The sequence below is a fragment of the Mycobacterium sp. NGS49 genome (assembly GCF_059812565.1).
In genome coordinates this window covers 90,334-107,291 of the sequence record NZ_JCALCX010000014.1, presented here as the reverse complement: position 1 = coordinate 107,291, position 16,958 = coordinate 90,334, and the positions used below count along the sequence as shown (strand labels likewise).

The window sequence follows — 16,958 nt, the reverse complement described above, 5'->3', positions numbered from 1 at the left end:
GGGGTGTCCGGGCGGTCGCCGGGCACCGGAATTCCTGTTCGATAATGGATACCTCGCTCGATTGAGCGACACTGGACAGGGCACCCTGGAAAGACTTTGCGAGACCCCCCGAGAGGAGGCAGCACCCATGTCCGACCACTACGACTCCGATGAGGCGCAGGAATACCAGCCGGGCCAACCCGGCATGTACGAACTGGAATTTCCCGCGCCCGTGTTGTCCACGTCCGATGGTCGCGGACCCGTGTTGGTACACGCTCTGGAGGGCTTTTCTGACGCCGGTCACGCCATCCGGCTGGCTTCTGCCCACCTGAGGGCGGCGCTGGACACCGAACTGGTCGCGTCCTTCGCGATCGACGAGCTGTTGGACTACCGGTCCCGGCGGCCGTTGATGACGTTCAAGACCGACCACTTCACAAATTACGCCGACCCCGAGTTGAGCCTGTACGCGCTGCGCGACACCGTCGGCACCCCCTTTCTGCTGCTGGCCGGCATGGAACCGGACCTGAAGTGGGAGCGGTTCATCACCGCAGTGCGGTTGCTCGCCGAACGGCTGGGGGTGCGCCAGACCATCGGGCTGGGGACGGTTCCGATGGCGGTGCCGCACACCCGGCCCGTCACGATGACCGCCCACTCCAACAACGCGGCCCTGATCAGCGAGTTCCAGCCCTGGATCTCCGAAATCCAGGTTCCCGGTAGCGCTTCCAATCTGTTGGAGTACCGCATGGCACAGCACGGCCACGAAGTCGTCGGCTTCACCGTGCATGTCCCGCATTACCTGACGCAGACCGACTACCCGGCCGCCGCCCAGGCGCTGCTCGAGCAGGTGGCAAAGACCGGATCGTTGGAGCTGCCGCTGACCGCGCTTACCGAAGCGGCCAACGAGATCCGGACCAAGATCGACGAACAGGTGCAGGCGAGTGCGGAAGTCGCTCAAGTGGTGGCCGCACTCGAGCGCCAGTACGATGCGTTCATTGACGCTCAGGAAAACAGATCTCTACTGACCAACGACGAAGATCTGCCGAGCGGCGATGAGCTTGGCGCCGAGTTCGAGCGGTTCCTGGCTCAGCAGGCTGAGAAGAAGTTCGACGACGACGACTCGAATTAGCCCGATACGCCTACCCGGCCCGACAACGAGGTTGCCGACATTGACCGAGCGGACGCGTAATCTTCGCCCGGTGCGGGAAGTGACATCCCCGTCGCTGCAATACCGCACGATTCACGGCTACAAGCGGGCTTTCCGGATCGCGGGGTCCGGCCCGGCCATCCTGCTGATCCACGGCATCGGTGACAACTCGACCACTTGGACCGGCGTGCACGCCAAGCTGGCCCAGCGATTCACCGTCATCGCCCCGGATCTGTTGGGCCACGGAAAATCGGACAAGCCGCGCGCCGACTACTCGACCGCGGCGTATGCCAACGGGATGCGCGACCTGCTCAGCGTGCTGGACATCGAACGGGTGACCATCGTCGGTCACTCGCTGGGCGGCGGTGTCGCGATGCAATTCGCTTACCAGTTCCCGCATTTGGTCGACCGGCTGATCCTGGTCGGCGCCGGCGGAGTCACCAAGGACGTCAACATCGCCTTGCGGTTCGCATCGTTGCCGATGGGAGCCGAAGCACTGGCCCTGCTCCGGCTGCCCATGGTGCTGCCGACTGTTCAGTTGCTGGGGCGGCTGGCGGGATTTGCGCTCGGTTCCACCGCTATCGGCCGGGATCTGCCCAATATGCTGCGCATCCTCGATGACCTGCCGGAGCCGACGGCGTCCTCGGCGTTCACCCGCACGCTGCGCGCCGTGGTGGACTGGCGCGGCCAGATCGTCACCATGCTCGACCGATGTTATTTGACGGAGGCCATTCCGGTTCAGATCATCTGGGGTGAGAAAGACTCGGTGATCCCGGTTCGGCACGCCCACATGGCGCATGCCGCGATGCCCGGCTCCCGTCTCGAGATCTTCGAGAACTCCGCCCACTTCCCCTTCCACGACGACCCGGCCCGGTTCCTCGATGTGGTCCAGAGGTTCATCGACACTACCGAGCCACCGGAATACGACCAGGCGGCCCTGCGCGAACTGCTGCGCACCGGGGGCGGTGAGCGGACGGTCTCCGGCCCGTCGGACACCCGCGTCGCTGTGCTCAATGCCATCGGAGCCGACGAGCGCAGCGCCACCTGACCGGCAGTCGTACCGTCAGGCCATGACCATCGACGTCACCGTCTTGCGGGTTTTCACCGACCCGGACGGCAACTTCGGCAACCCGCTGGGTGTAGTCGACGCCCGCCTGGTGCACGCCGATGACGGCCAGCAACTGGCGCACGAATTGGGTTATAGCGAAACGGTTTTCGTCGATCTCCCCGGCGAGGGGGAAACGACCGCCTCGGCCACCATCTTCACCCCGCGCACCGAACTGCCCTTTGCCGGCCACCCGAGCATCGGTGCGGCGTGGTGGTTGCACCGGCGCGGAACGCCGATCAATACGCTGCGCGCGCCGGCGGGCCTGGTGCAGGTGAGCCACCGGGACGACCTGACCGCGATCACCGCGCCGGCGGACTGGGCACCGGAGTTCGCCATCCACGACTTGGACTCACCGGAGGCGGTGCTGCAGGCCGACCCCGGCGATTTTCCCGACGACACCGCCCACTACCTGTGGGCCTGGCTGGATCAGCAGGCGAATTCGATACGCAGCCGCATGTTCGCCGCCAACCTGGGGGTGCCCGAAGACGAGGCGACCGGCTCGGCGGCCGCCCGGATCACCGAATACTTGAGCCGCGGCCTGGTCATCACGCAGGGGCGCGGATCGCTCATCGAAACGGTGTGGAGTCCACAGAACTGGGTGCAGGTCGCCGGCCGAGTAGTCGACGACGGCGTCCGGCCGGTGCAGTGACGACGATGGTCAGCGTTCCCGGTGTAGCACAGCCGACACGTGATGCTGCTCGGGTTGGCCTACCGCACCCATCCGCAGGGAATAGGACAGCTCGTCACCGCCGATACGGAACGAACGGCTCAGCGCGGTCACCTCTTTGGCGGTCGGGGTAAGCCGTATCTCGGTGGCCGCCAACTCCAGCTCGATGACCTCACCGGCTACGGAGTATGTGCCCAATTCGATCTCGGCGATTCCGCTCGGATGCGCAAGGACGAACTCGACACTCCCCTGTTTCGGTACGCGCAGATATCCCAACTCGGCGTGCAGGGGCCGGCCGTCGTCGGCGGCCTTCGTCGTCTTCGCGTAGACAAGAAACGGCTTGCCCACGTGGGTGAAAGTGATTTCCTCGAAGTACTCGAACGGCTGAATGGTCGGGTACTCGCCTGAGCCCCTTCCGGCCCAGGTGCCCAACAGCGGCGCTAACGCTTCCAGATCGGGGTGTAGGTCTATCGGCATGTACGGAGCCTAGGGCCCCAATCAGCCGAGCGTCGACACGTTGCGGTGGGCACGCAGGGCCTCGATCTCCCGCTCGAAATCGTCGGCCGAGGAGAACGACCGGTACACCGAGGCGAAGCGTAGGTACGCGACCTCGTCGAGGTCACGCAAGGGACCCAGGATGGCCAGGCCGACCTCATGGCTGGGCACCTCCGGCCCGGTGGCGCGCACGGAATCTTCGACCTGTTGAGCCAGCAGATTCAACGCGTCGTCGTCTACCTGCCTCCCCTGACATGCCCGGCGGACGCCGCTGATCACCTTCTCGCGGCTGAATGGTTCGGTGACGCCGCTGCGCTTGACCACGGCGAGCACGGCGGTCTCCACGGTGGTGAACCGGCGTCCACACTCCGGACACGACCGTCTGCGCCGGATGGCCTGGCCTTCGTCGGTTTCCCGGGAGTCGATCACCCGCGAATCCGGGTGCCGGCAGAACGGGCAGTGCATGGCCGCTCCTTTGCCGCTTGACTTCGGGGTACCGCAGAACCACCCCGAGAGTACCTGCGCATCCACGGCGGGGCCACCGCTGACACGGTGCATCCGTGACCCGTCTGCCATCGCCGAGGAACGTTGGCGCAGAGCGGTATTCGACCGGCCCGCGAGCAATCAGCCGATCGGCGCGATCAACGTCTGGCCGGCGGACACCGCGTTCGAATCCAGCGCGTTGAGGTCGCGGATGCGTTCCACGACATCGCGCACCGGTGCGCCGGGAGCGACGCGGGTCGCCAACTGCTGCAACGACTCTCCGGGCTCCACCCGCACCACGGCGAGCGCTGCGGGCACCCGGGCGGGGGCGTCGGAGGATTCGTCATTGGCGATGTTTCCGAAGTTGGCCATCAACCCGAGCCAGAGGGTGATCATGCCGGCGAGCAGCGCGAGTCCCACCGTCGTCAGCAGTGATACCGGCTGCCGTCGGTGCGACGCCGTCGACATCGCGACACCGGTGCCGTGGTAGCGGATCGGCGCGCCACCGGGCCGGGCAGTGCCCGGCCTGTCCGGGCGGAACGGCCCGGGGCGATAGCCGGGCGATGCTTCGATCGGCCTGTTCACAGGCCTGTTGACCAGCCTCTGCGCGTTCCAGGTGCGCTGCGGGCCCGCGTAGCTGATTGTCATCTCATGCCTCCGGTCGACTAACTATCGCTCGTGTGTTCGACCCTAATCGCTCAAGTGTTCGATATCGAACATCTGAGCGAGGCGTGTCGCACGAGCAAAACGGTAGACCTCAGCACCGACAACGGTTTGTCGGTGCACCAGCTGGATGAATCTCGGATACCCCACCGATTCGAAAGTTACACACTTGTGATTCAGCTGTTCCGAGCCTGTTGGCGCTCCGCCGGCGGCTCGGACACGCCGGTCGAACACATGTTTGATTCTTCGGCCGGCTGCGGTTACATTCAGTGCCATGAGCGACAGCAACGACCCCCCGGTGGACACCCGGTTGCACGCCGTCGAAGCGACGCTGACCGAGCGGCAGCGCACCATCCTGGATGTCATCCGCGCATCGGTCACCACCCGCGGCTATCCGCCCAGCATTCGGGAGATCGGAGACGCCGTCGGGCTGACGTCGACGTCCTCGGTGGCTCACCAGTTACGCACGCTGGAGCGCAAGGGTTACCTGCGCCGGGACGCCAATCGGCCCCGAGCCGTCGACGTACGCGCGGCCGACGACGCGGTGACATCGCCTACCACGGAAGTGGCCGGTTCTGACGCGTTGCCCGAGCCTACTTACGTGCCCGTCCTGGGGCGTATCGCCGCCGGCGGCCCGATCCTGGCAGAAGAGGCCGTCGAGGACGTCTTCCCGCTACCGCGGGAACTGGTCGGCGAGGGGACGCTGTTCCTGCTCAAGGTGGTCGGCGACTCGATGGTCGAAGCCGCCATCTGCGACGGCGACTGGGTGGTGGTGCGTCAGCAGAACGTCGCGGACAACGGCGACATCGTGGCGGCCATGATCGACGGTGAAGCCACCGTGAAGACGTTTAAGCGGGCGGGCGGTCAAGTGTGGCTGATGCCGCACAACCCGGCCTTCGATCCGATCCCCGGTAATGACGCGACCGTGCTGGGCAAGGTCGTCACGGTCATCCGCAAGATCTAGCAGCGAGTCGGCCGCGCGCCGGCCCCTCAGTCGGCTTTGACGAAGCCGTTGGCTTGCGCGACCGCCTCGCTGGCGAACCAGATCTCCGCCAGTGTGTCGTGGTAGAGCGCGCTGGTGGGCGTGTAGTACAAGCCGAATCGGGCGCTTGCCTTGATCGGATAGCCGTCAGGGGCACGGTAGGGATCGTCATCCAGCGGAAGGTGGATGGTCGGGCGTACCGCCGCGTTGGCCGCCGCCCCGGGCGCTTCGGCTTGCGGCGCTGCGGCGTAGGCCGCCTCCGCTGCCACCGGGGCGTATCCCGGATCGTCCGCGGCGGCATGCCGCCCCTTGCGCACCGGGGAACCCGCCGCCGCACCCGGCGATGGCAGCTCGGACATCTCGTCTTCCGCGGCACCCTCGTGCCGATAGAAGACGTCGGGAAATGCCTCTGCCGGCGGGGCTTCCGGTACGTCGAGGCCGCCCCCCGGTGCCTCCTCGATGGGCGGCACCGCGGATTCGGTCTCATAGCTTTCGGGAGAAACCGTTTCCGGGACCTCTGGCTCACCCTCGACGAGCCGGCCCACGGCGCCGCGGGTCGCAATGGGAGTCGTCGGGGTGGCGTCGATCGCATCGAGGTCTTCCTCGCCGCCGAATTCGTCGACATCGTCGTACTCGTCGAACTCATCGCCCCGGCCCAGACCGGCCGCGTGATCGTCGTGGTAAGACGCGGTCTCGTCGTGGTAGCCCTCGGGTTGGTCGGGGCCGGCGGCCGTCGCGCCTCCTCTGGACCAGCTGACCCGCGCCGATGAGCCGTACTCCGGCACCTCATGCTCCTCGGGATGGTGCTCGACGGGCGGGAAGCGCTCGGAGCCGTAGTCGACCTCATCGTGCGCCCAGTGCCCGTCGGGTCCGGCGTCGAGCTCGCCGGCCGCGTCCCGCCCGTGGTCGTAGGCAGGTACCTCCCGGCCGGCGCGCCGGCGGCGCAGCCCCAACACCACCAGCACGGACATCAAGGCGAGTAGCAGCACCGGCACCGCCACGGCCAGCCACCACCAGTGGAACGTGAACTTGTCATCCGGCGGGGGCGCCGCGGAATTGCTGGGTTGGTTCTGCCCCGAGACCTGCAGCCCGGACAACAGCGGCGCCAGGTTCGCCGGATCGGTGGTGAACGTGTTCTTCGCGCGGTTCCAGGAAACCTTGCCGCCGGTGAACTTCTGCGACACCACGTCGCCGTCCACCGTCTGATCCGCAACGGGTGCGCCGAGTTTGCCGGTCGCTCCCTTGAGCTTGTCCCACGCCGCCTTCATGGCTCCGCGCACGACGAACGCGCCGTGATCCGGAGTCCAGAAGATGACCGGCTTGTCGGCGGCGGAGAACGTAGCGATCCGACTGGCCGGGGTGATCCCGCCGTCGGCCTCGTTGGCGATCGGGAAGCCGAGGTCGCTGCTGACCGGTCCGCCCAGCGCCTCGTACTTCTGCAGAATCGGCCCCTCCACCGCGTTCGCGCCGGTGGCCGGGCTGAAGAAGATCTTGCCGCCGTTGAATTCCTGGACGATGCCGTCGCCACCGATCGGACTCGGTCCGTCTTTCTTGGCGCCCAGTGGCCCGTTAGGGCCACCGGCGGCGCGCCACGCCATGTTTATCGCAGCGGTGGGGTCGATCGCTATCTGCAGGCCCTTGAGTTGATCGGCCAGCGCCGGCGGGTTGGTGGCGAATTCTTTGGTCTTCCTGTTCCAGGACACCTCGCCACCGGTGAACTTCTGCGCAGCGACCTCACCGTCGTAGGTTTCGTCACCGATCGGCGCGCCCAGCACGCCGCCCGAGCTGCCGAGTTTGTCCCACGCCGCGTTGAGTGCGCCGCGCACGACGAACGCCCCGTGGTCGGGCGTCCAGAAAATCACCGGGTTGTCGCTGGCTGCGAAGGTGCTGACCCGACTGTCGGGTCCGGCGAGCCCGGGGACCTCGTTGATGGTCGGGAACCCAAGATCGCTGTTCGCCGGACCGCCCAGTGACTCGTACTTGTCCAATATCGGGCCGAACATGTACTTGGCGCCGGTCGCGGGCGTGAAGTACATCTTGCCGCCGTCGAAGTCCAGCGCGAATCCGTCGCCGATGGGATAGACGTCGCCCTTTCTGGCGCCAAGGGTCGACGACGGGCCGCCGGCCTTGTCCCAGGCAGCCATCATGGCGGCCTCGGCGTCACCGATCGGAGACGCGGATGCGGCAGGCGCCAGCAACGCCAGGGCCAAACCGGTAGCCAGCGCTGCGGCCGTCAAACCGGCCAGCGCACGCCCGACGAACTTGCTCAATTGACCCCTCTGCCTGTTCACCAAGCCTCCCAGCCGATGCCCTGCCCACCTGGCGAGCAGGCGGATTCACCGCCGTGGGCTGTTTCCCAGCCACGATCGGCATCGTTACCGGGCTCGCATAACTTTGCTCTAGCGAACGAGAAATACGAAGTCAAATCGTACATATTACAAAAACGGATACCGAGCCGATGTCGAAATGATGCCGCGCCGCGCCCGTGTCGCGAGAAACCGCGGTGCGGCACGCACTGATATTGCGTTACCGTGCCGGAGACAACATCTTGCCTGGCGCGACGCCCTGTCCCGTGAGAGGAAACCCACCGCGAATGGGCGTTTCCGGACCTGTGTGGGTCATCACGGTCGTACTGATCGCCGGGTTGATGCTGTTCGACTATGCCTTTCAGGTACGCAAGACGCACGTGCCGACGCTACGCGAGGCGGCGGTCTGGTCAACGGCCTACATCGGGATTGCGGTTCTTTTCGGCATCGGCGTTGCGCTGCTGGGCAGCCCCCGCATGGCGATCGAATACTTCGCGGGCTACCTGAGCAACGAGGCCCTGTCGGTAGACAACTTGTTCGTATTCCTGGTGATCATCAGCAGCTTCGGGGTACCGCGGGTGGCGCAGCAGAAGGTGCTGCTGTTCGGCATCGCATTCGCGCTCATCGCGCGTACCGCGTTCATCGTCCTGGGCGGCGCCCTCATCAACAGCTTCAACTCAATGTTCTATCTGTTCGGCCTCGGCCTGTTGATCATGGCCGGCAAGCTCGCCAAACCAGCAGAGACAGCAGACCATAACGCCGACAACCTGATCATCCGGATGGCCAACCGCTTCTTGCACACGTCCAAGGACTACGACGGCGACAGTTTGTTCGTCCTAGAGGACGGCAAGCGGATGATGACTCCCCTGGTGCTGGTCATGGTCGCGGTCGGTGGCACCGACCTGCTGTTCGCTTTCGATTCGGTGCCGGCGATGTTCGGGCTGACCCAGAATATCTACCTGGTTTTCGCCGCGACCGCGTTCTCGCTGATGGGTCTTCGCCAGTTGTACTTTCTGATCGACAACCTGTTGGATCGTCTGGTCTACCTGACTTACGGGCTGGCCGTGATACTGGGCTTCATCGGCGTGAAGCTGATCCTGCAGGCGTTGCACGGCAATACCCTTCCCTTCATCAACCACGGCAGGCCGGTACCGGTCGTGGAGTTGAGCATCACGGTGTCATTGCTGGTGATCGTCGCCGTCTTGTTGACAACCACGGCGGCGTCGCTGTTTTCGTCTCGTGGGCGCAAGCAGAACGCGATGACCCGGGCTCGTCGGCTCGCACAGGAGTACCTCACCTCGGCACAGGAGGATCCCGAGCAACGCGACCGGGCCTACACAGAGTTGCTGCGGGCCGAGGACGAGATCGACGCGCTGCCAACCAGATACACCGAGCAAGTCAGGCAGGACCTCGAGCTGGCCGCGCTACTGCAGCGCGTACACGACACCCATGAGCAAGCAGGCTCCTAGACGCCCAGCCCGCGGCCGATGATCTCCTTCATGATCTCGGTCGTGCCGCCGTAGATCGTCTGCACCCGGGCATCGAGATAGGCACGGGCAACGTTGTATTCGCGCATGTAGCCGTATCCGCCGTGCAGTTGCAGGCAACGGTCGATCAGATGAACCTGCTTTTCGGTGGAATACCACTTGGCCATCGCGGCCTGCTCGGCGGTCAGCTTGCCCTCGAGGTGCAGGGCGAGGAACTGATCGACCATGATCCGCACCACGGTGGCCTCGGTGGCCAGTTCGGCCAGCACGAACCTGCTGTTCTGGAAGCTGCCGATCGACTTGCCAAAAGCCTTGCGTTCCTTGGTGTATTGCAGCGTCTCTTCGAGCACCGTCTCCATGGCGGTGGCGGCCATGACGGCGATGTTGATCCGTTCCTGAGGCAGGTTCTGCATCAGGTAGATGAAACCCATCCCCTCTTCGCCCAGCAGGTTCTCCACCGGCACCTTCACATCGGTGAACGACAGTTCGGCGGTGTCCTGCGCGTCCAGCCCGATCTTGTCCAGGTGGCGGCCTCGCTCGAAGCCCTCCATGCCGCGCTCGACGACCAACAGACTGAAGCCCTGCGCGCCCTTCTCCGGGTCGGTCTGCGCCACCACGATCACCAGGTCGGAGTTGATTCCGTTGGTAATGAACGTTTTCGACCCGTTCAGGACGTAGTGGTCACCCTCTTTGATCGCGCGGGTCTTGATGCCCTGCAGGTCACTACCAGTGCCCGGCTCGGTCATCGCGATCGCGGTGATCAGCTCGCCGGTGCAGAACTTGGGCAGCCAGCGCTGCTTTTGTTCCTCGTTGGCCAGGTGCAGCAGGTACGGCGCGACGATGTCGTTGTGCAGACCGAAGCCGATGCCGCTGTAACTCCCGCGGGTGGTCTCCTCGGTGACGATCGTGTTGTAGCGGAAGTCCGGATTGCCGCCGCCGCCGTACTCCTCCGGCACCGCCATACCCAGAAAGCCTTGTTTGCCGGCTTCCAGCCACACCCCGCGGTCGACGATGTGGGCTTTCGCCCATTCGTCGTGATACGGCGCGACGTGGCGATCCAGAAAGGCGCGGTAGGACTCCCGGAACAGATCGTGCTCGGGTTCGAACAGTGTGCGCTGATACTTGACGGCGCTGCCCATGGGTGCGACCTCCGGCTGTCATAGGTGGGGGACTCTTCCGCCCAACATATACCAACCGGGCGGTTGGTCGGTGTCGTACCTGCTCCCGGGGCCGGCGCCGTGCGCGACGCAAACGCCACCCAGGTTTGCTGACGCGGAAGTGGCGGTGCGGCGGACGTTCGGCCAAACCGGCCTTCCGCGGCGCCGGTCATGCGCTACTGCGCCGAGAACTCCCGTAGCCCGGCGGCCAGCGCCACCGGAACGCGGGCCTTGATCCGGGTGCCCTCCGCGGCGTGCTCGGCCTGCTGTACCCGCCCGTCGGCGTGCACTCGGGCGACCAGGTCACCGCGGTCATAGGGAATCAGCACGTCGACGGCCATGTCGGTGGGGGCGGCCAGTTCGGCCATCCGCCGCCGCAGCACGTCGATGCCCTCGCCGGTGCGCGCCGAGACGAACACCGCGCCGGGAAGTTCGTGGCGCAGCTTGGCCAGCATCAGATCGCCCGCGGCGTCGACCTTGTTGACCACCACCAGCTCCGGCGGCGCGTCGGCCCCGTGATCGGCGATGACGTCGGAGATTACCTGGCGGACGGCACTGATCTGGGCCAATGGGTTGACGTCGGAGCCGTCGACCACGTGCACCAACAGGTCGGCGTCGACCACCTCCTCCAGGGTGGAGCGGAAAGCCTCCACCAACTGGGTGGGCAGATGCCGCACGAAGCCGACGGTGTCGGTAAGCACGAATGATCTTCCGTCGTCGAACTCGGCCCGCCGGGTGGTGGGTTCCAGCGTGGCGAACAGCGCGTCCTGGACCAGCACCCCGGCCCCGGTCAAGGCGTTGAGCACGCTGGACTTGCCCGCGTTGGTGTAGCCCACGATGGCAATCGACGGCATGTCGGCGTGCAGACGGCGACTGCGCTGAGTGTCGCGAGCCTGCTTCATGTCCCGGATTTCGCGCTTCAGCTTGGCCATCCGTTCGCGGATGCGGCGCCGATCGGTTTCGATCTTCGTCTCGCCAGGGCCGCGAAGACCGACACCACCGCCGCTGCCACCGGCACGACCACCGGCCTGCCGCGACATCGACTCACCCCAACCGCGCAGCCGCGGCAGCATGTACTCCATCTGCGCGAGGGATACCTGCGCCTTGCCCTCCCGACTGGTGGCGTGCTGAGCGAAGATGTCCAGGATCAGCGCGGTGCGGTCGATGACCTTGACCTTGACGGCCTTTTCCAGTGCTGTCAGTTGAGCCGGCGACAGCTCGCCGTCGCAGATCACGGTGTCGGCACCGGTGGCCAGCACCACCTCGCGCAGCTCCTGGGCTTTGCCCGAACCGATGTACGTCGACGGGTCGGGCCGGTCGCGGCGCTGGATCAGCCCTTCCAGCACCTGGGATCCGGCGGTTTCGGCCAGTGCCGCCAACTCGGCCAGGCTGGCCTGATTGTCGGCGGAACTGCCCTCGGTCCAGACGCCCACCAGCACCACGCGTTCCAGCCGCAGCTGGCGGTACTCGACCTCGGAGACGTCGGTGAGCTCGGTTGACAGCCCGGCGACCCGGCGCAGTGCCGACCGGTCCTCGAGGGCAAGCTCGCCGGTGCTGGGCTCCGCGACAGTGTGGTCGGGAAATTCGGGATACGACTCAGAATGTTTCATAGGCAATAAGCAATGTTGCACGCCGAATCGGCGTCATGCATCTGAATTAACGGTCTTGGGCACGCCACCATTCCTCGCTCACCTCGCCGCGGGCCACCAGCACCGACGGACCGCGCAGGAAGCTGGTGGCTTCCGTGATGGTGACGGTGACGTCCCCGCCGGGCACCCGCACGGTCAATACCCCGGTGTCGGCGCCCGTGGCCGCCAAAGCGGCGACGGCGGCCGCGACCGTTCCGGTGCCGCACGAGCGGGTTTCCCCGACGCCGCGCTCGTGCACCCGCATGCAGACCCGGCCGTCGACCGGCACCGTGAGCACCTCCACATTGACCCCTTCGGGGAACTGGTTCGCGTCGAACTGCACCGGCGCCCCGACATCCAGCGCCGCCAGGGCGTCGACGGTGAGCTGCGGGTCGGCACATGCCAGGTGCGGGTTGCCGACGTCCACGGCCACGCCGGTGAACCGCCTGCCACCCACCACCGCGTGCCCGGTACCCATCTTGTTGGCCTTACCCATGTCCACGGCGACGTCGGCATTTGTCGCGTCGACGTGGTGCAGGATGACCGGCCGCGGCCCGGCCAGCGAACCCACGACGAACTCGTCGCGCGACTCCAGACCGCTGGCCCGCAGGTAGTGCGCGAAAACCCGCACCCCGTTGCCACACATCTGCGCCGTCGACCCGTCGGCGTTGCGATAGTCCATGTACCAGTCGGATTCGCCGACCCCGTCGGGCAACCGGTCCAGCACACCGGCGCTCAACGCCGCGCCGGCGGTGGTGACCCGCAGGACGCCATCGGCACCCAGACCGCGGCGGCGGTCGCACAGGGCGGCGACCCGGGACGCGGACAGCCCGGCCCGGCAATCCAAGTCGGGCAACAGCACGAAGTCGTTCTGCGTACCGTGGCCCTTGGCGAACATCACCAGATCAGGTTACGTGCCGCCACGCCCGCAGCACGTCATCGACCGCGTGCGGACCGGCCGGATCGATCCAGCGGACGCGGTGGTCGCGGCGAAACCAGGAGCGCTGGCGTCGCACGTAACGGCGGGTGCCGATGAAGGTCTGCTCTTGCGCGTCGTGCAGCAACGCTGATGTGCCGCCGGCATCCAGGGCCGCCAGCACCTGCGCATAACCGAGTGCCCGCGATGCGGTGACTCCGACGCGCAGACCGCGGCCCAGCAGCGCACGCACCTCCTCGACCAGCCCGGCGGCGAACATGGACTCGGTCCGGCGGGCCAGTCGCTCGTCCAGAACCGTTGTCTCACAGTCCAACCCGATGATGACCGTGTCCCAGCGGGCGGCGCCGATGCGCGGTGCGGACGCCGCGAACGGCTGGCCGGTCAGCTCGATGACCTCCAGGGCCCGCACCGTACGCCGGGCGTCGGTGGGCAGGATCACGGCCGCAGCGGCCGGATCGCGCCGCGCCAGTTCCGCGTGCAGCCGCGCGACGCCGATCTCGGCCAGCCGCTGCTCCCAGCGTGCCCGCACCGCCGGATCGGTCGCGGGAAACGACCAGTTGTCCAGCAGCGACTGGATGTAGAGCATGGAACCACCGACGACCACCGGCACCGCTCCCCTGGCCCGGATCGCCTCGATGTCGCCGACGGCCGCCTGCTGGTAGCGGGCCACCGTGGCCGTCTCGGTGACATCGAGCACGTCGAGCTGGTGATGCGGGACGCCGCGGCGCCGGTCGACGGGCAGCTTCGCCGTCCCGATGTCCATGCCGCGATACAGCTGCATCGCGTCGGCGTTGACGATCTCCGCGTGCACGCCGAGCCGTTCGACGACATCAAGGGCCAACTGCGATTTGCCGGCGCCGGTCGGACCGATGATGGCCAGTGGGATCACGGCCGCCAGACCCCGACGAAATAGCCCACCCCGTAGGGGGCGCCGCGGTAAAGCTCGGTGGCCGAAGTGGGTCCGGGTTCGGTCAACCCGGCCAGCACGGCGAACGCGCCCCGGCTGAGTACCTGTTCGGGCAGCCGGCTCAGCGTTGCGACATCGCCGGTGGCCAGCGCGTCGTCGAGGAGCTGCTGCATCGCGGCGCCGCCGGGGTGGTAGCCGCCCGGCGCCCGGGCGGTCAGGGTGTTCACGCCGTCGGCCACCACCAGCACGCCGACCGGATCGGGCCGCGCGTCGACGTCGGCCCGCAACTCGCGACCGCGGGCCACCGCCGCGCCGAGGTCATGGCCGGCGGCGTACACGCGCACTTCCACGGATGCGTCGGGCTTCGCCTGCCCGCGGACCCAGCCGGCCATCAACGCACACAGGGGCATGTCCCGGGCCGTCCCGGCGTCGTTGCGCGGCGCCAATTGGACCGGGACGTCGACGCCGAATCCGGCAAACGTTCCGGCGGAGTCAGCACTCACCACAGCGTCCGCCCGGCCTGTCCCGACCGCGACCCAGCGCGTGGGCAACGTCGCGGACGCGGCGACGACGGCCGCCGCAAGGTCGGCGATCTCCACGGCGGCCGCACCGGCGAGTTCGGGAACCAGCACCGGCGCGCACGGGACGATGGCGATGGCGCTCAGCACGCCAACAAACTAGCGTCTCGGCGATCCGACGCGCTCGAGACCGTAATCGCTCAGCCCGACGTCGGTCCCCAGGCCGGGCCGTCGGCGGCGGTGACCGCCGCGCCCGGCTCCGGGTCGGTGGGCGGCTCGGTCAGTTTCGAGGCGCTGTCCCCGCCGGCGTCGGCGACGACGGCGGCCGCTTCACCGCGGGCCAGCGCCACCGTCGCGGTGATCACCATCGCGACCGCGGCGACCAGCACGATCGCCTCGGGCCCGGCGGCCTCCAACGTCTCCCCGAGCACAATGATGCCCAGCGCCGTGGCCACCACCGGTTTGGCGACCGTCATCGTCGGCAGTGAGGCGGTCAGGGCACCGGCGCGGAACGCCGACTGCTGGAAGATCATCCCGCACAGCATCACCACCAGCCACGGCACGAACTCCGGTGCGCGCACCGCCGCTCCGAGACCGTGGTGGTGCAGAACGTCGACCACACCCTTGGTCAGCACGGCGAACAGGGCCAACGACGATCCCGCCACCAGCGCCAGCAACACCGCGGCCTGGGGACGACCGGACCACACCTTCGCCGCGACCACACACGACACCAGGATCGGTCCCATCACCGCCGCCACGATGATCCAGGTGCTCAGCGGTGCCCGGTCGTGGCCGGCCGTCGGATCGCCGACAATGATCACCACGGCGAGCGAGGCGGCCAGAGTCGTTGCCCACATCCACTCGGGCCGGGTGATCCGGTGGTGAGCGATACGGGCGTAGATCGGCAAGGCGAAGAGCAGCGCAGTGACCTGCAGCGCGGTCACCAGCATCACCGAGGCCCACACCAGCGCCAGCGCCTGCAAGCTGTAATTGAGCACCGCGCACATGCCGCCCGTCCACCATCTGGCATCGCGCAGCGACATGCCGAACAGCTTGAGGTGGCCTACCTCTTCGTCGGTGATCTCGTGCGCGGAGCGCTGCCGAATCACATCCCCGGTCGCCGATGCCAGCGCCGCGAATAACGCGATGATTCCGGCGATTCCGACCATTGACATGGCGCACCCTCAATTCCCCAACTTCGCCGCCAGCGTTCCCCCGGTGTTCGCCGACAGTTCACCGATTACTCTATGGCTCTGTACCCGCTCCGAACAGTGATTTTGCCCCACTCAGGCTTTCTGACCGAGCTGAGAGCCACCCAGAATCAGCTATGTGGCAGCTGTGAAAGTCCGAACGGAGCGTCCTAGGTAACGGTACCCGGCCACGCCCGATAGCTATCGGGCGCAACTCAACGGGAACCCTTTCGTTACCCTCGGCAGCGGGTCGCGCCGATCAGGAAACGGCCAGCTGACCTGCCGGTTTCGCGTCGCCGTGCGAGCCCGCCATCATGGCGGCTTCGTCGCGGGCCAGCGCCACGGTGGCGACGATCACCACGGTTACCGCGGCCACCAGGCTCAGCACCTGCCCTTCTCCCGCGTGCACGACCTCGCCCAGCACGGTCACCCCCAGGATCGAAGCAATCACCGGTCGCGACACGGTGATCGTCGGCAATGTCGCCGTCAGGGCACCCCGGCGCAGCGCCGATTGCTGCAGCATCAGCCCGATCGGCAGCACCGCGATCCACGCGTACAGCTCGGGGGCGCGCGCCAGCTGCGAGAAGCCTGCGCCGAGTTCGGCGACCACCCCCTTGGTGAGCACCGTGAACACGGCCAGCGACGCCGCCGACGCCAGCGCCAGCAATATCGCCGACACCGTGGCCGAAGACGCCCATCGCGCACCCAGCACGCACAACACCAAACCGGGCACCATCACCGCGGCGACCACCACCCAGGAGTGCAGCGAGGCACGCGCGTAACCGGCGGTGGGGTCACCGGCCAGGACGATGACGGCGACCGCAGCGGCCAGCAGAATCGCCCACATCCACTCCTTGGCAGTGCACCGGTGATGGGTCAGCCGCGCGTCGATCGGCAACGCGAACAACAGGGCGGTGGCCTGCAACGACTGCACCAGCACCACCGAACCCACGGCCAGTGCGAACGCCTGCAGGACGAAGCTGCCGAGCGCGGCCAGGCTGCCCAGCCACCATTGCAGGTGTCGCAGGGACATCTGGAAGAGCGTGAAGTGCCCGACTTCCTGGTCGGTGACCTGCTGCGCCGACCGCTGCAAGATCACGTAACTGACCCCGGCGAGAAGAGCGGCACCCAGTGCCAGCAACGTCGCATACCCGACGCCATATTCGCCTTCGGTCATTGCTGAGCCCATTGCTGACCTCCCACCGACATTCCGGGCCGAAGACTTCCGACAGTTGTTCAATAATGACTGGTGTGCGCCGGATAAGCGGGACAACCGGATTTTCCGGCCGAAATGGTTGCCCGGTCGC

General features: G+C 66.8%; 16 protein-coding genes. 5 read left to right on the top strand and 11 right to left on the bottom strand.

What is annotated here, in order from left to right:
• Nucleotides 1-127: 127 nt before the first annotated feature.
• The 3 genes from AC5Y7D_RS16505 to AC5Y7D_RS16495 are packed head-to-tail and all read left to right on the top strand — an operon-like array spanning nt 128 to nt 2,880.
• Nucleotides 128-1,105 (top strand): proteasome assembly chaperone family protein, encoded by a 978-nt coding sequence (locus AC5Y7D_RS16505; protein WP_499925820.1) that lies wholly within the window; start codon nt 128-130, stop codon nt 1,103-1,105.
• Nucleotides 1,106-1,145: 40 nt separating this feature from the next.
• Nucleotides 1,146-2,171 (top strand): alpha/beta fold hydrolase, encoded by a 1,026-nt coding sequence (locus AC5Y7D_RS16500; protein ID WP_499925818.1) that lies wholly within the window; start codon nt 1,146-1,148, stop codon nt 2,169-2,171.
• A gap of 22 nt (nt 2,172-2,193) precedes the next feature.
• Entirely contained in the window at nt 2,194-2,880 is a 687-nt protein-coding gene (locus AC5Y7D_RS16495) for a PhzF family phenazine biosynthesis protein (RefSeq protein WP_499925816.1), read from the top strand.
• A 9-nt stretch (nt 2,881-2,889) separates the two neighbouring features.
• Here the strand turns inward: AC5Y7D_RS16495 and AC5Y7D_RS16490 are convergent, their stop codons facing one another.
• The 3 genes from AC5Y7D_RS16490 to AC5Y7D_RS16480 form a co-directional block, all read right to left on the bottom strand.
• Nucleotides 2,890-3,375 (bottom strand): peroxynitrite isomerase, encoded by a 486-nt coding sequence (locus AC5Y7D_RS16490; protein WP_499925814.1) that lies wholly within the window; start codon nt 3,373-3,375, stop codon nt 2,890-2,892.
• A gap of 21 nt (nt 3,376-3,396) precedes the next feature.
• The gene (gene nrdR / locus AC5Y7D_RS16485) at nt 3,397-3,858 is read right to left on the bottom strand and encodes a transcriptional regulator NrdR (RefSeq protein WP_499925971.1); all 462 of its coding nucleotides are present in this window, start codon (nt 3,856-3,858) and stop codon (nt 3,397-3,399) included.
• 159 nt (nt 3,859-4,017) lie between these two features.
• Nucleotides 4,018-4,524 (bottom strand): LysM peptidoglycan-binding domain-containing protein, encoded by a 507-nt coding sequence (locus AC5Y7D_RS16480; protein ID WP_499925812.1) that lies wholly within the window; start codon nt 4,522-4,524, stop codon nt 4,018-4,020.
• A gap of 289 nt (nt 4,525-4,813) precedes the next feature.
• Between AC5Y7D_RS16480 and lexA the strand changes: the two genes are divergently transcribed.
• Nucleotides 4,814-5,503 (top strand): transcriptional repressor LexA, encoded by a 690-nt coding sequence (gene lexA / locus AC5Y7D_RS16475; protein ID WP_499925810.1) that lies wholly within the window; start codon nt 4,814-4,816, stop codon nt 5,501-5,503.
• A 26-nt stretch (nt 5,504-5,529) separates the two neighbouring features.
• Here the strand turns inward: lexA and AC5Y7D_RS16470 are convergent, their stop codons facing one another.
• Nucleotides 5,530-7,812 carry an LGFP repeat-containing protein gene (locus tag AC5Y7D_RS16470; protein WP_499925808.1) on the bottom strand — a complete coding sequence of 761 codons (2,283 nt, stop codon included), beginning with the start codon at nt 7,810-7,812 and terminating at the stop codon, nt 5,530-5,532.
• Nucleotides 7,813-8,114: 302 nt separating this feature from the next.
• Here AC5Y7D_RS16470 and AC5Y7D_RS16465 point away from each other — a divergent pair, with 302 nt between their 5' ends.
• Nucleotides 8,115-9,296 carry a TerC/Alx family metal homeostasis membrane protein gene (locus AC5Y7D_RS16465; RefSeq protein WP_499925806.1) on the top strand — a complete coding sequence of 394 codons (1,182 nt, stop codon included), beginning with the start codon at nt 8,115-8,117 and terminating at the stop codon, nt 9,294-9,296.
• On the opposite strand, the gene AC5Y7D_RS16460 is transcribed toward AC5Y7D_RS16465, so the two are convergent.
• The 7 genes from AC5Y7D_RS16460 to AC5Y7D_RS16430 all read right to left on the bottom strand — a co-directional run bounded on the left by AC5Y7D_RS16460 (nt 9,293) and on the right by AC5Y7D_RS16430 (nt 16,828).
• Nucleotides 9,293-10,453 carry an acyl-CoA dehydrogenase family protein gene (locus AC5Y7D_RS16460; protein ID WP_499925804.1) on the bottom strand — a complete coding sequence of 387 codons (1,161 nt, stop codon included), beginning with the start codon at nt 10,451-10,453 and terminating at the stop codon, nt 9,293-9,295. The two genes, AC5Y7D_RS16465 and AC5Y7D_RS16460, sit on opposite strands and share 4 nt — an antisense overlap.
• A gap of 194 nt (nt 10,454-10,647) precedes the next feature.
• Nucleotides 10,648-12,081, bottom strand: coding sequence for a GTPase HflX (gene hflX, locus AC5Y7D_RS16455; RefSeq protein ID WP_499925802.1), 1,434 nt, complete (start codon nt 12,079-12,081; stop codon nt 10,648-10,650).
• A 46-nt stretch (nt 12,082-12,127) separates the two neighbouring features.
• Nucleotides 12,128-13,000, bottom strand: coding sequence for a diaminopimelate epimerase (gene dapF, locus AC5Y7D_RS16450; RefSeq protein WP_499925800.1), 873 nt, complete (start codon nt 12,998-13,000; stop codon nt 12,128-12,130).
• A gap of 4 nt (nt 13,001-13,004) precedes the next feature.
• Nucleotides 13,005-13,925, bottom strand: a complete 921-nt coding sequence (gene miaA / locus AC5Y7D_RS16445) for a tRNA (adenosine(37)-N6)-dimethylallyltransferase MiaA (protein ID WP_499925798.1) — start codon at nt 13,923-13,925, stop codon at nt 13,005-13,007.
• A complete protein-coding gene (locus tag AC5Y7D_RS16440) occupies nt 13,922-14,611 on the bottom strand; it encodes a class III extradiol ring-cleavage dioxygenase family protein (RefSeq protein WP_499925796.1) in 690 nt (229 codons plus the stop codon). Before AC5Y7D_RS16440 ends, miaA begins: the two co-directional genes overlap by 4 nt.
• Before the next feature lie 50 nt (nt 14,612-14,661).
• Nucleotides 14,662-15,636 carry a DMT family transporter gene (locus AC5Y7D_RS16435; RefSeq protein WP_499925794.1) on the bottom strand — a complete coding sequence of 325 codons (975 nt, stop codon included), beginning with the start codon at nt 15,634-15,636 and terminating at the stop codon, nt 14,662-14,664.
• Nucleotides 15,637-15,910: 274 nt separating this feature from the next.
• Entirely contained in the window at nt 15,911-16,828 is a 918-nt protein-coding gene (locus AC5Y7D_RS16430; RefSeq protein WP_499925792.1) for a DMT family transporter, read from the bottom strand.
• Between the last annotated feature and the right edge of the window lie 130 nt (nt 16,829-16,958).